The following is a 14,279-nucleotide window of genomic DNA, read 5'->3' on the forward strand; positions in this document are numbered from 1 at the left end:
CTCTTACAATGGCACCTTATACTCCTGGTATTATGCCATAATGTACCACTTCATTGACGGCCCCATTTCTTGTATTACTATCTACTATCCAGAAATTACCCTTATTATTCAATCCAAATTTTACATTAACGTATTCACAAATTTTAATTGTATCACCGCAATCAACTATCTGACCGTAAGCCGCTTTGCCATCCCCTAAAGTACAAATAAATTTAACTAAAGGCTCCCCCGTGGCCAATACAGCCCAAGATCTTGGTTTAATTGCGTGATTATAACGAGTGGAATATTCACTATCTTTATCACGCATTTGGTACAAACTAATAGTTTGAGGTTTGGTATTAAAGAAAAAATACATAGACTGTAAAGCGCCCTCCTTTCCCGGAAATAAAGAAATAATTTTTAAACTTTCTTTATATCCCACGGGACGACATCCTATGGGATAACGCTCATTATCTTTCTCTTTTTTTGCTTCTGCCTGCTCTGCATCATCACTGCTTTTTTTCTGGTGAGCAGCTTGTAGTGGCGCACTTAATAACCCAGATAAGACTAACAATGATATTGAGAGTATTTTTGTTTTAGTTATTGTGTTCATATTCTTTTCTCACTGTCATTTAGCGGACGAACAACTACCTTAGTACCCATAAAATTATTGCGCTCACTGGATAACTCAACAAAATTTAGATTGAGCCATTTAGCATCTTGAACAAACATACGCACACATCCATGACTTGCCCTTACCCCCGGAATATCATCAGAGCCATGTAATGCAAATCCTTTATGGAAGTACATGCAGAAAGGCATCTTAGCGCCCCCTTTACCTATAGGAAATACATCAGAAACACATTTGGCATTTTCTTTACTAAATACTCTGAAAATACCTGTTAAGGTTCTGCAGGAACGGTTAGAGTCCGAGCACTTATCTCTTCCTGAAGATATAGGCCCCCACCATACTAAATTACCTTGAGCATCATATGCGCCCCATGCTAATTTTTCTTGATCGACAATAATTTGTTTTTCAGTCTCGCCCTCTAATTTAGTAGGGAAAGGAGCAATATCGAAAATATTAATATGGGCTAAGTTCTTAGGTACAGCGATTTCTTTTCCTGTCCACAGGGGGTTATAAGTACGATTAATTCGTTGTACTAAATCCCTTTGTACTGGATCAGGAAATAGTTTTTCCCAGGTATCCCCCCCATTAACTTTAATACATTCGTATTGAGGATAACCACATAATGCCGTCCCAAAGAAACTTGCAGCATTAGCTACAGCTGTCATTGATATCATGAATGCTGTTAGAAGTATTTTTTTCATGGTGCTGCCCCCTTTCATGCCTATTTTTTTATAATTACATGCAAGAATTGTGCTTAAATGTAAATTTGATTTATTATTCTTTTTTGTCGGTCACTTCTATAATAAGTTTAGCTCTAATCATTAATTTTGCAGTAGTATCTTAAGAAAATAATTTTTATCAGCGGCCAAAGATATAAAATGAAAATAAATAAATAATTTTCAAATGGTTATATTATATTTATTGTATAAAGAAAATAGAGTGTCTACTTCTTCTGGCCCAAAAGCATTATTTTAAACTTAAGATTAAAAAAACCTTATTTATCATAATATGACAAATAATTTAGAAATACACGGAACTTCTGCGGTTTTATTAACTCCAATAGTTTCTGTAATTTAAATCTTCTACTAATTGAACTTTAAGTAAAACAGCTTTAGACCGGACAACAAATTACCCAACGTTGCTCTATAATCAGGATGCCAGGGAAAATGAGGTTATATTTAAAACTGTACTACGGCAAATTTTGTTATCAGGCGGACAGAAATGACCCTTAGAGCACAGACGCCCATTAACTATGAAAGTGATGATAAATACGTTGTGCCAAGCCTTCACTAATACCAGGGACCTTAGCTATTTCTTCCATCGGCGCTTTTGCAAGCTCCCGCAAACCACCAAAACGGTGGAGTAAGGCTTGGCGGCGCTTAGCGCCTACTCCTTCTATAGTTTCTAGAGTTGAATCAAGACGTGCTTTTTGTCTTTTTTTCCTGTGGGCTGTGATAGCAAAACGATGAGCCTCATCGCGTATGTGCTGCAATAGATGCAAGGCCTTTGAATCTTCAGGTAATGTAAACTCTCTAGCCTCATCAGCTAGAATCAATTTTTCCCAACCCGCTTTTCTGTCAGGCCCCTTCGCGACTCCCAATAAAATGACATCAGAAATATTTAATGAACGAAAAACTTCTTTGGCCACAGCAACTTGACCTTTACCACCATCAATAATCAACACATCAGGTAAAGATTGAGTCTCAACCAAGCGTTTAAAACGTCGTGTTATGGCCTGAGCCATTGCCGCATAATCATCTCCAGGAGTGATTCCCTCAATGTTAAAACGCCTGTATTCGCTAGGGCATGGTCCTTGATCGTCAAAAACAACACATGAGGCTATCGTTGCCTCTCCTTGAGTATGACTAATATCAAAACACTCCATACGTTTTATCTGTTTAGGAAGAGATAACAAATGTTCCAATGCTTGATAGCGAGCTCTAGTTGTTGCATGTTGATTCACATATTCTGCCACGGAAATACGTAAATTATTTAACGCAAAATCCATCCATCTTGATTTAACTCCACGAGGATTCACTTGAATTTTACAAGATTTACCACGATGTTGTGACAGAATTTCTTCTAATGAAGCGTGCTCTTTAATCGATTGATTGGTAATAATTAAAGCCGGAATTCGTTCTGGGGTATCTAAATAATAAAAGCTAATGAATGCTTCAAAAGTTTGTTGCCATAACTCATCGCTGTTTTGCGCTTCAGTTAAACTGTGATGAGGTACTATTGGAAAAAAACCATTACTAGATAAAACTTGCCCTTCACGTATAGTAGCGCATTGAATGCAAGCAAATCCGGGTCTTACATCTATAGCAATTGCATCAGCATCACCACGCAATTGCACTACCGCTTGTTGTTCTTGTACCAAACGCAAATTCTTAATCTGATCACGCAGCAATGCAGCCTCTTCGAAATTTAATTGACTCACCGCCTTATCCATTCGTTGAGCCAACTCATCGAGAATGGCCTGACACTTACCTTGCAAAAAACGCATGGCATCGTCAACGGATTGGCGATAATCTTCTGGAGTAATATAACCCACGCAAGGTGCTGTACAGCGTTTGATTTGATATTGTAAACAAGGACGTGAACGGGCATTAAAATAACTGTCACGACAATTACGGATTTTAAATACTTTTTGAATGGTTACTATGGTTTCTTTAACGGCGGCAACACTGGGATAAGGACCAAAAAAATCGCCAGAAAGCGGCTTTTTTTTACTCCGATAACTTTCAACCCTTGGAAATTGCGGATGATTGGAAAGATGAATATAAGGGTATGATTTATCGTCTCTTAATAAAACATTATATTTGGGCCTTAGAGATTTAATCAGATTGCTTTCTAAAAGCAGAGCTTCGGTTTCACTACGAGTGACCGAAATTTCAATAGACGCAATCTGATTGACTAAAGAACGAGTTTTGGCTCCACTATTTTGTTTATTGAAATAACTCGTAACTCTCTTCTTTAGATTTGCAGCCTTACCTACGTAGAGAACAGCGTTGTCTGCATCTAACATGCGATAAACGCCTGGCTCACTAGGGAGCTTAGTAAGAAAGGCGGCTAATTCAGCAGAAAGCTGTGGGTTATTCATGAAATCAAAATTAATCGTCTTGCGTTATATCTGAATCTGAAGGATGCTCTATGATGCGATGCTTCATTGCTAAATAAGTAAGCTCTACATCATTTTTAATCCCTAATTTCTCGAACATGCGATATCGGTAGCCATTAATAGTTTTACTACTCAGAAACAGTCTATCAGCAATATCTTGCACATTCATACCACTGGTAATCATCAACATGACTTGCATTTCGCGCTCGGACAACATGTCGAAAGGCGACTCCTGTGCTTCCTGTAAACTATTGATTGCCATTTTCTGCGCAATTTCAGCACTGAGATATTTTTCACCCTTAGCAACTTTCCTTATTGCAGCAGCCATTTCCTCGGCTCCAGATTCTTTTGTAAGATATCCCATAGCGCCTAATTGCAAAACTCGTGTAGGCAGAGGCTCAGAACATATTGCCGTAACAGCAATCACCTTAACATGAGGATTGGATTTTTTTAGGCGGCGAGTTACTTCCCACCCATCAATCCCAGGCATTTTCATATCTAAAAGGACTACATCGGGAGTATGTATTTTTACCAGCTGTAATGCTTGCTCACCATTTTCTGCATCAGCAACAACATTTACGTCCGACATATCTTCAAGCAATCGTCGAATACCCATTCTAACCAATGCATGGTCATCAACAATTAATACTTTAATCAAATGATGCTCCTTGACTAATAGCCAATGAACAAACCGCATTGATCGATGTTAACAAGAGTCGCTTATCTTTACAATACATAGATATTTTAATCATAGCCCTTTATCAAATAAACAAGAAAAACAATTAGTTAACAACATCTTATAGCAATTTGTTCTTTTTAACATGCTCTAATATGAATATTGGGATTATTAGGATCGACGTCAAAAAAAGGAGGGAACTCACCTAATTCTCGCGTACGTTTTAATAATACACCAATATCAGATAGCACAAAATCATATAAAGTTTGGTAATTATTTATAACAAAATAAATTGGTTGCAGCATATCGATACGATACGGTGTACGAAATGTAACAACAGGTTCAAATAATATTCGCGCAGGAATATCACTTTCAACGGAGTAAACCGTTTCACTGATAGAGGATAAAATTCCACCACCATAAGCTCTTAGTCCTTTAGATGTATTAATTAAACCAAATTCGACGGTAAACCAAAACATTCTTTGCAATAACGGCCAATCTGACTCAGGAAAAGTTAAAACCTTACAGGCATAGTCATGTACAAAATCAGCATAAACTGGATCTGTTAACATGGGACAATGCCCAAATATCTCGTGAAAAATATCTGGTTCTTTAACATAATTCAACTCTTCTTCACGACGAATAAAAGTAGCCGCAGGAAATCTTTTTTCCGCCAAAAGTTCAAAAAAGGCGCGCGCTGAAATTAAAGCGTCTACTGGAGCGACTTGCCAACCGGTTTGTTTTTTTAAATAGCCACTTAACTCAGGTAATTGAGGGATAGCCTCAGCAGTAATGCCTAAAGTACGTAACCCGGATAAAAACTCATCACAAGCCCTACCAGGCAATATATTCATTTGCCGTTCAAATAAAATATTCCAAACTCTATTTTCCTCGGCTGAATAAGTAACATATCCTTGAGCGTCGGGTACGTGTGCGACATAACTACTAAAAAATTGCATAAACTACCCTCCTAACCCACTCATTTAAAAAAAGTCATCTCGTATCATTAATATTCATCTTCAGTAATTACCCAACGAAACGCTAAATGTCAACATCTTGTATATTAATTATTACTGATTTTTCGAATTCTGCTATATAATTTGACTCATCAGCCTAGAAAAAGCACCTATTAGACTTTTTGCATTATCTTGAGTGCAAGGCGCAAGTACTCCAAAAACCTCTGTTTTTGTCAGGGACATTTTAAAATATGGGAAAATAATAATGACAATAGCTCTTCTAGCAACAGGCGACGAAATAGTTCATGGAGATACCCTTAATACTAACAGTCATAACATTGCCCATGCACTAAGCTCCGAAGGAATACCATTGGGACTGCACGTTTCGTGTAGCGATAAGGAAAAGGATATTATCGATTGTTTACGTTTTTTAATAGAAAAACACGACATTATTATTATCATTGGCGGACTAGGTCCGACTACTGACGATCTCACCCGTTTTGCACTAGCTCAATTTACTCAAGATACTTTAGTGCAACATGCAGAAGCATTGGCCCATATCCAAAATCGTTTGGGCAGAGCCAATGTAATAATTAATGAAGGTAATTTACAACAATGTCTTTTCCCGGAAAAAGCCGTTCTTTTGCCTAATCCAGAAGGTACCGCAATGGGTTGTTACTATCAGTGGAACAATAAAATTTTTATTTTATTGCCCGGACCTCCTCGCGAATGCCTACCTATGTTTAATAACTTCGCCCTCCCCTTGCTGCAAAAAACGCAGCGCAGCAATAAGCAAATTATAAAATGGCGCATTTTTGGCGTAGCAGAAAGTGAAATAGGGCAAGCATTAGAAGATGCTCTAGCCGAATTAGATTGTCAAACGGGATATAGATTAGACACACCTTATATTGAATTTAAAGTGCGTTGCACCAGTGATCTGCTTGAAAAGGCCAAATCGATAGTGGAGCCCATTATAGCGCCTCATATTATTGCCACAATTGATAAAAAAGCATCTGAAAAATTGCGCGATCTGGTGTTAAGTATTAATGAGCCAATTAATATTATTGATGAGGCAACAGGAGGATTGCTGGAGTATATATTGACCAAACCAGGAGTTCATCCTCTATTGAATTTCCATACTATGGACAAAGGAAATCTTTCTTTTCATCTCCGCGGTTTAACGGAGTATTGGTCTGGTCAACCTGCAAAAGGACAAACACAACTGACTATCCATTATAGTAATCAAAACCAAGAAGGTGGCGAAACCCACATTATTCCTTACCGCAGTGCGTCTGTAGTACCTTATGCTGCTGAATGGTTAAGCTTCCGCCTCCTTCATCTCATCAATCAATTGCATCAAAGCATAACATAATTGCTGGGTTCCCTGATTACTAATCGCTGAGATGGTGAATACTTTATCCTTCCACTTCAGGCCTTTGATTATGGCCTGAATCCTTTCTTCTCTCAGCGCTTCATCGGGAATCATATCGATTTTATTCAATACCAGCCATCGAGGCTTCTTTACTAATTCAGGATCATATTCAGCTAATTCATTAATAATCGCTTTAGCATTAGCGATAGGATCACTATCATCTAGTGGTGCAATATCAATAACATGCAACAAAATACAAGTACGAGATAGATGCTTTAAAAATCTATGACCAAGGCCTGCACCTGAAGCCGCGCCTTCAATTAGACCAGGAATATCGGCCATCACGAAGCTTTTATGTGAGGAAACACTGACTACGCCCAATCCAGGGTGTAAGGTGGTAAAAGGATAATCGGCCACTTTAGCTTTTGAACTTGATACTGCACGAATCAAGGTCGATTTGCCTGCGTTAGGTAAGCCGAGTAAGCCTACATCAGCTAATACACGTAGTTCCAAGCGTAAATGTCGTGATTCGCCGGGCGTTCCTTGAGTCGTCTGCCGAGGAGAGCGATTAACACTGCTTTTATAACGTGTATTCCCTAATCCATGAAACCCACCTTGAGCAATAAGAACAGGTTCACCTGGCTTATTAATATCGCCTAGCAGCTCATCTGTATCAACATCATAAATCATCGTTCCTACGGGAACTTTAATGATTAGATCCTCACCTTTTTTTCCAGTGCAGTTACTACCCATACCCGATTGACCATTTTCTGCTTTATAATGACGTGTGTAACGAAAATCGACTAACGTATTTAAGTCAGTAGAGGCCTCGAAAAAAATACTCCCCCCATCGCCACCGTCCCCGCCATCAGGGCCGCCGCGCGGTATAAATTTTTCACGCCTAAAACTCAAGCAACCATTTCCTCCTTTACCGGCATCTACTTTAATAATTGCTTCATCGACGAATTTCATGACACACCTTAACCTTATAACTTATTAATAAATTAACCCAAAATAGAACTATAGACATTATTTACGAGCTTACAGCGCAATGTACACACAATACATAAAGGATCGAGCACTGAGCCGACAACACCGCTGCTCTTTGCAGTAGAATTTCGAAAGAGATCTATCTTTAGTAGAATTTGTTAATAAGCTTTAAAAAAAAACCCCGTTACCGGGGTTACATACTAAATTAATAGTCTAAATTAATTTGCAGCTTCTTGTTGTTGCTCTGCAACTATTGTAACGTACTTACGATTTTGTTTGCCTTTAACTGTGAATTCCACTAACCCATCAACTAAAGCATACAAAGTATGATCACGTCCACAACCAACACCAGTTCCTGGATGGAAACGTGTGCCACGTTGTCTTACAATAATTTCACCAGCGTTTACAAACTGGCCACCAAAACGCTTTACACCAAGAAACTTTGGATTCGAGTCGCGGCCGTTACGAGTACTACCACCTGCTTTCTTATGAGCCATTACTATATCCCCTCTTACTTGCTAATCGCAGTAATTTTAACTTGCGAATAATATTGTCTATGCCCCATTTTTTTCATGTGGTGCTTACGACGACGAAATTTAATAATTCTTACTTTTTTGTGACGACCGTGATCTAGAACTTCTGCTTTAACGGTTGCTTTAGCAACGAAAGGTGTGCCACATACGACTTTGTCACCATCTGCTAACATGAGAACTTCTGAAAACTCGATTACGTTGCCAACATCTTCAGGCAGCAATTCAATTTTGAGCACATCACCTTCTTTGACGGTGTATTGCTTGCCGCCAGTTTTAATTACCGCATACATAACTCTTCTCCAACTCGCCTGATTGGCTAAATAATTGCACTAAAGTGGCATATTCTATGAAATTATGACTATGACTTCAAGTTCATTTTAAAATATTGTATACTTCGCCGCCCTATTCCGTTTTTTTTACACTAGACTTCTTCGGAAACTCTACTGTTTGGATATTTAATCTGGTCGCGGATTAAATAAGGGTTCCTTAAATATATTGGAGTTTATCATAATGACAACTATTCTTTTAGTAGCCGAATCAAGGGCGGATCTGGGGAAAGGTGCGAGCCGCCGCCTGAGACGTCTTGAAAATAAAGTACCTGCGATTATTTATGGTGGAGACAAGAAACCTAAATCGATCCATTTTCAACACAATAAAGTAATCAAAGCACTAGAAACTGAAAGTATTTATTCTAGTATTTTTGATATCTCTGTAGATGGTAAAACAGAGCACGTTATTTTAAAAGCATTACAACGCCATCCGTATAAGCCCATTATAATGCATATGGACTTACAACGCGTTTCTGCAAAAGATATATTGGTAAAATTGATTCCTATCCATTTCATTAATGAACAACAATCTCCTGGAATTAAAGCAGGCGGTATCATTAACCACACAATGACTCAAGTTGAAATCCGTTGCCAAGCAAAAGATCTACCTGAGTTTATTGAAGTAGATATGGCTAATATAGGCATGAACGATATAGTTCATTTGTCTGACCTAAAATTACCTAAAGGCGCTAAACTGACTGTTGATGCTACTGACGGCGTCCATAATTCGCCAGTAGTTAGCATTCATGCGCCTAAAGTTAGTGCAGTTGAGGAAGAAACAGTAGCTGTTCCACCATCAGCAGTACCAACTACTGACGAAGAAGAAAGCGCAGAGTAATTTTCTTGCTTTCAAATTCTATACAGTCTTGGTTGTTTACAGCCGAGACTGTGTCTTCAATGTAGATATCCTCAACTGGGTATGCAGATAGACTCGATAACTTCTGACAAACGAATTAATACACAACAAAACGAAGAATACACTGCCCATGGCCATAAAACTTATCATCGGTTTGCGTAATCCAGGCTCTGCATATGAACAAACCCGGCATAATGCAGGCGGTTGGCTAACCTTTGCTTTAGCACAACGACATAATGCCCGTTTTAAAATTGATAAAAAAATGCAGGCAGAAGTTGCTGAGTTAGAGTCTAACAATGATTCCTGTAAGTTGGCTTTACCACTAACATTTATGAATCTTAGTGGCCAACCCACTAGAGCAATTTGTCAATTTTACCGAATACAGCCGGAGGAATTACTTGTTGTTCATGACGAACTGGACTTACCTGTTGGACGTATTAAACTAAAAACAGGTGGTGGGCATGGTGGGCATAACGGACTAAGGGATATTACAGCACAGTTAGGCAGCTCCGAATTTCACCGATTACGCATTGGTATAGGTCATCCTGGCCATAGAGATCAGGTGCATCAATATGTTTTAGGCAAACCTTCAGTTCATGATAAACAACTAATTTTTGATGCGATAGATAGAGGCATAGCAGTTATGCCTTTAGTATTATCTGGTGATATAGCCAGAGCAATGAATCAATTAAACACTTAACAGAGGTATTACTCATGGGATTTAAATGCGGAATCGTGGGCTTGCCCAACGTTGGTAAATCAACCTTATTCAACGCACTTACTAAAGCTGGAATAGAAGCAGCTAATTATCCCTTTTGTACCATTGAGCCCAACGTAGGTATAGTTACCGTCCCAGATCCACGTCTCGATGCCTTAAGTGAAATAGTTAATCCCCAACAAGTGCTTCCTGCGACCATGCAATTTGTGGATATTGCTGGTTTGGTAAAAGGAGCCGCCAGTGGTGAGGGATTAGGCAACCAATTTCTAGCCAATATACGTGAAACAGATGCTATTGCTCACGTGGTACGCTGTTTTGAAAATACTGATGTGATTCACGTAGAGGGTAAGGTTGACCCACTAAGTGATATAGAAGTGATCAATACCGAGTTGGCCTTAGCCGATATGGAAACAGTAGATAAGGCGATGTTAAAAGCTGGAAAAAACAGCAGGAGTGGCAACAAAGATGCCATTTTTGAAGTGAAAACTTTAGAAAAGATTAAAGTGCATCTTGATGCAGGTCATCCAGTCCGTACCTTAAACCTTTCTCCAGAAGAAAAACAAGTCTCTCGTCGTTTCTTCTTGCTTACAGAAAAACCAGTGCTTTACATTGCTAACGTAGATGATGATGGCTATGAAAATAATCCTCTTTTGGAAAAAGTTAAAACTCTAGCAGCCCAAGAGCATGCCAGCATTGTTGCTTTATGCGCGGCCACCGAAGCAGAACTGGTTGAATTAGATGATGCAGACCGTAATGAGTTTATGGCTGATTTGGGTCTTAGTGAACCGGGCTTACATAAAGTAATCAGAGCAGGTTATGAGTTATTAGGATTACAAACTTATTTTACCGCAGGAGTAAAAGAAGTGAGAGCATGGACTATCCATAAAGGTGCTACCGCTCCTCAAGCTGCAGGCGTTATTCATACAGACTTTGAAAAAGGCTTTATTCGTGCAGAAGTTATAGCGTATGAAGCGTTTATTTCCTGTCGTGGAGAGCAAGGTGCAAAAGAAGCCGGTAAATTACGTCTTGAGGGTAAAGAATACATCGTATGTGATGGCGACGTAATGCATTTTCGTTTTAACGTCTAGTGTTAGATCTTATGTGTCCCCTCTTTGGTCATTACTAAAGAACTCTTTTTACAACTATCTGAATTATCCCTCTAAGCTATAGAGGGATAATTAAACCTCGTCCGAAAGCCACCCATAAGTGACAACTTTTGTCAATTGTAGTCAATTTTTATCCTATAATACACATATGATGCCCTCTAAGCATTCTTAGCATCATAGATAATGCCGAGGAACAATGATGTCACGATTTAAGTGGTTGTATACATGGGAGCATAAACATTTAGGGCCTATTAATGAAAATGATAGAAAATATAAATTAATAAACATCATAACAATAGAGCTTTTCATTCTAGGTGCTTCATTAATCTGCCTCGATATTTATCTTCATTATTGGGTGTTATCTGGCATGATAGTTATCGCCATGATGATTGCATTCTTCAATTTAGCCTTAGTTAAAAAAAATTATAATTTCTTGCTCTGTGGGCATATCATAACGGCATTGTTTTTAATATTAATTTCTGCTGGTAGTTTATGGCTAGGTGGACTATCTAATTCTTATGTTGGTTGGTTTTATATCCCTCCTATTCTTGGGGCAGCAACTATAGGTCTAGAAGGATTAATAATTTATGGATTTTTATCCATCATTATTTGTATTGCCTTTATCGCTGGATATTTCAGTCCAATTTACTCCATACCAACAGATTATTTAGACTTTTTTAATTATGTTAACCATATTTATGTTTTTTTACTTATTCTTACTACCCTATACAATATTCTAAATGAAAATAGAAACTATGAGTTTCTGCTGAAAGAGCAGAATTATTTACTTTACTCCGATAAGCAAAAATTTCATTACCTTTCTCATCATGACTCATTAACCAATTTACCTAATCGTTCTTTTTTCAATCATCATTTACAAACTATTCTTGATTCGACAAATACCTCCGCTAATGCGTTAACCCTTTATTTTATGGATCTGGACGGCTTTAAAAAAATTAATGATAAATATGGGCATGAAATTGGCGATATTTTATTATTGCAAACCGGTAAGCGTCTCCAAGCTTGCTTTAGAGAAAAAGATTTTATTGCGCGCATAGGTGGGGATGAGTTTACTGCGGTTATCATTCACTCGCTCAATGACACAATAGCGGAGAGCCTGGTGGAACGAATAACAACCGAATTTTTACAACCCTTTCTTATTAAAAATTTCCAAATAAAATGTACTATGAGTGTGGGCAAAGCGAATCATCCAGAGGATGCGACGAATGCTGAAACTTTATTGAAAATCGCCGATCAGGCTATGTACGAAAATAAAAAATCAAAGTACTACAATCTGAACCAAGAAAATATGCACCAAGAACAAAAATAAGAAAAAATCGACCATAAACTAACAAGTTTCCGCACTTCTACTTGACAATTAACATGACCCACCTTAGCATTCAAAAGATTAAAAAGCAGAGGGTATCTAATGACTATTAACCGTTTACGCGCTCTAGTAAGTGAAGATTTTGACGCGGTTAATAAACTAATTATTGATAAAATCCAATCTGAAGTTGGTTTAATTCATGACTTGTCACAACACATTATTGAAAGTGGTGGTAAGCGCCTACGCCCTTTACTCGTTCTTTTAGCTAGTAATGCCTGTGGTTACAAAGGCAAAGATCATATTGCCCTTGCCGCTATGGTTGAGTTTTTTCACACAGCGACCCTCTTGCATGATGATGTTGTCGATGAGTCCACTTTAAGAAGAGGCCGGCAAACCGCAAACAGCATATGGGGATCTAAAGCCAGTGTTCTAGTTGGTGACTACCTTTTCACGCAGTCAGTTCAATTAATGGTTGAAGTGGGAATTACTGAAATTCTTAATTTATTGGCCAAAACTTCCCACCAAATTAGTTGTGGTGAAGTGAAACAACTGGCCAACCGCCATAATCCTGCTTTAAATTTCGATGATTATTTTGATGTAATTCGTGCGAAAACCTCTCTTTTATTTGCTGCAGCTGCCAGCATTGGACCTATTTTAAGTAATGCATCGTTAGATATACAACGTAGCCTCTATGCTTATGGCTTGCACCTTGGAAACGCTTTCCAACTGATTGATGATGCTTTAGATTATTGTTCTGATGCCAAAACCATGGGTAAAAATATAGGGGACGATTTAGCGGATGGAAAAGTCACACTTCCTCTGATTCACGCCCTACAAAATGGCACTGAAAAACAACAGCGACAAATCAAAGAAAGTTTGCAGCTAGGTAACCTGATTTTTTTACCTGAAATTCTGGTTGCATTGGAAGAAACAAAAGCAATTGAGTTCACAAAAAGAACCGCTGCTCAAGAAATTGACTATGCTTTATCTTCTCTTTTCGAGCTACCTGAATCAGAATATAAAGATGCACTCATAGACTTAGCTAAATTTGCTTTGGAAAGAAATTATTAGTTTTAACTGGCTTTAACAGGGTAAGTTAGGGATTTTTGTAAATCTTTTTGGGTTAACATGTTCTAGCCTACTCGTTGTTTTATCACGCCCAATCTACTTACGCAATCGTTCACGAAGTATGCTTGCGTCATAGTGAACATTTACGTACTTACAACGGAGTGTAGCTCAGTCTGGTAGAGCACTGCCTTCGGGAGGCAGGGGTCGCAGGTTCAATTCCTGTCACTCCGACCAATGAAATTAAGTGGTTATTAATTTTAAGAATTTCCCATCATTAGCAATTTATGGCATTAAATACATATGTTGTAAAGCACATATTGATTCAAATTTAGACACTTCGGTGATCTGGTAATTAATTATAGTGCTGTTCCAATATTAATGATTTTATTTTGTTATGAACCATCACATTCATCCTATCCGAAGATAATCCTGATTTTTTATAGTTAGAATTACCCTTATATGATAAGCACTAGGTTCAACATACAACGGGAATGAACGGTACTAAATTGCTGCGGCGCACATAATTTTCAATATTGATACAAAGAGGGAGGTTCAATAAGTTAGGCTTATGTTTAAATATAGTCTATATTGTATAGATATACTCCAGTTCGGTTATT

General features: G+C 38.1%; 14 protein-coding genes and 1 tRNA gene. 7 read left to right on the forward strand and 8 right to left on the reverse strand.

Going from position 1 to position 14,279, the window contains the following annotated elements:
• Window positions 1–16 precede the first annotated feature (16 nt).
• From LFA_RS11760 to phhA, 5 genes are all read right to left on the reverse strand, one after another.
• Window positions 17–592 (reverse strand): hypothetical protein, encoded by a 576-nt coding sequence (locus LFA_RS11760; protein WP_045096362.1) that lies wholly within the window; start codon window positions 590–592, stop codon window positions 17–19.
• On the reverse strand, window positions 589–1,311 hold the full coding sequence (locus LFA_RS11765) for a L,D-transpeptidase (RefSeq protein WP_045096363.1): 723 nt from the start codon (window positions 1,309–1,311) through the stop codon (window positions 589–591). Before LFA_RS11765 ends, LFA_RS11760 begins: the two co-directional genes overlap by 4 nt.
• Window positions 1,312–1,856: 545 nt before the next feature.
• The gene (uvrC, locus tag LFA_RS11770) at window positions 1,857–3,713 is read right to left on the reverse strand and encodes an excinuclease ABC subunit UvrC (RefSeq protein WP_045096364.1); all 1,857 of its coding nucleotides are present in this window, start codon (window positions 3,711–3,713) and stop codon (window positions 1,857–1,859) included.
• A 10-nt stretch (window positions 3,714–3,723) separates the two neighbouring features.
• The gene (gene letA / locus LFA_RS11775) at window positions 3,724–4,389 is read right to left on the reverse strand and encodes a two-component system response regulator LetA (protein ID WP_045096365.1); all 666 of its coding nucleotides are present in this window, start codon (window positions 4,387–4,389) and stop codon (window positions 3,724–3,726) included.
• 158 nt (window positions 4,390–4,547) lie between these two features.
• The gene (gene phhA, locus LFA_RS11780) at window positions 4,548–5,366 is read right to left on the reverse strand and encodes a phenylalanine 4-monooxygenase (RefSeq protein WP_045096366.1); all 819 of its coding nucleotides are present in this window, start codon (window positions 5,364–5,366) and stop codon (window positions 4,548–4,550) included.
• Between the two features lie 262 nt (window positions 5,367–5,628).
• Here phhA and LFA_RS11785 point away from each other — a divergent pair, with 262 nt between their 5' ends.
• Window positions 5,629–6,735: a competence/damage-inducible protein A gene (locus LFA_RS11785; RefSeq protein WP_045096367.1), complete on the forward strand. Its 1,107-nt coding sequence runs from the start codon at window positions 5,629–5,631 to the stop codon at window positions 6,733–6,735.
• Here LFA_RS11785 and cgtA read toward each other — a convergent pair.
• From cgtA to rplU, 3 genes are all read right to left on the reverse strand, one after another.
• The gene (cgtA, locus tag LFA_RS11790; RefSeq protein ID WP_045096368.1) at window positions 6,682–7,707 is read right to left on the reverse strand and encodes an Obg family GTPase CgtA; all 1,026 of its coding nucleotides are present in this window, start codon (window positions 7,705–7,707) and stop codon (window positions 6,682–6,684) included. The genes LFA_RS11785 and cgtA overlap by 54 nt on opposite strands.
• A 236-nt stretch (window positions 7,708–7,943) precedes the next feature.
• On the reverse strand, window positions 7,944–8,222 hold the full coding sequence (gene rpmA / locus LFA_RS11795) for a 50S ribosomal protein L27 (RefSeq protein WP_045096369.1): 279 nt from the start codon (window positions 8,220–8,222) through the stop codon (window positions 7,944–7,946).
• 14 nt (window positions 8,223–8,236) lie between these two features.
• Window positions 8,237–8,548, reverse strand: a complete 312-nt coding sequence (rplU, locus tag LFA_RS11800; RefSeq protein ID WP_045096370.1) for a 50S ribosomal protein L21 — start codon at window positions 8,546–8,548, stop codon at window positions 8,237–8,239.
• 220 nt (window positions 8,549–8,768) lie between these two features.
• Between rplU and LFA_RS11805 the strand changes: the two genes are divergently transcribed.
• The 6 genes from LFA_RS11805 to LFA_RS11830 all read left to right on the forward strand — a co-directional run bounded on the left by LFA_RS11805 (window position 8,769) and on the right by LFA_RS11830 (window position 13,896).
• Window positions 8,769–9,425 carry a 50S ribosomal protein L25/general stress protein Ctc gene (locus LFA_RS11805; protein ID WP_045096371.1) on the forward strand — a complete coding sequence of 219 codons (657 nt, stop codon included), beginning with the start codon at window positions 8,769–8,771 and terminating at the stop codon, window positions 9,423–9,425.
• Between the two features lie 148 nt (window positions 9,426–9,573).
• Window positions 9,574–10,143 (forward strand): aminoacyl-tRNA hydrolase, encoded by a 570-nt coding sequence (gene pth / locus LFA_RS11810; RefSeq protein WP_045096372.1) that lies wholly within the window; start codon window positions 9,574–9,576, stop codon window positions 10,141–10,143.
• A 14-nt stretch (window positions 10,144–10,157) separates the two neighbouring features.
• Complete coding sequence (gene ychF / locus LFA_RS11815; protein WP_045096373.1) at window positions 10,158–11,249, forward strand: redox-regulated ATPase YchF; 1,092 nt, start codon at window positions 10,158–10,160, stop codon at window positions 11,247–11,249.
• 214 nt (window positions 11,250–11,463) lie between these two features.
• On the forward strand, window positions 11,464–12,597 hold the full coding sequence (locus LFA_RS11820; protein WP_231865839.1) for a GGDEF domain-containing protein: 1,134 nt from the start codon (window positions 11,464–11,466) through the stop codon (window positions 12,595–12,597).
• Window positions 12,598–12,696: 99 nt separating this feature from the next.
• Window positions 12,697–13,665 (forward strand): polyprenyl synthetase family protein, encoded by a 969-nt coding sequence (locus tag LFA_RS11825; protein ID WP_045096375.1) that lies wholly within the window; start codon window positions 12,697–12,699, stop codon window positions 13,663–13,665.
• Window positions 13,666–13,819: 154 nt separating this feature from the next.
• A tRNA-Pro gene (locus LFA_RS11830) sits at window positions 13,820–13,896 on the forward strand.
• Window positions 13,897–14,279 lie beyond the last annotated feature (383 nt).

This window comes from Legionella fallonii LLAP-10 (genome assembly GCF_000953135.1).
GTDB lineage: Bacteria > Pseudomonadota > Gammaproteobacteria > Legionellales > Legionellaceae > Legionella > Legionella fallonii.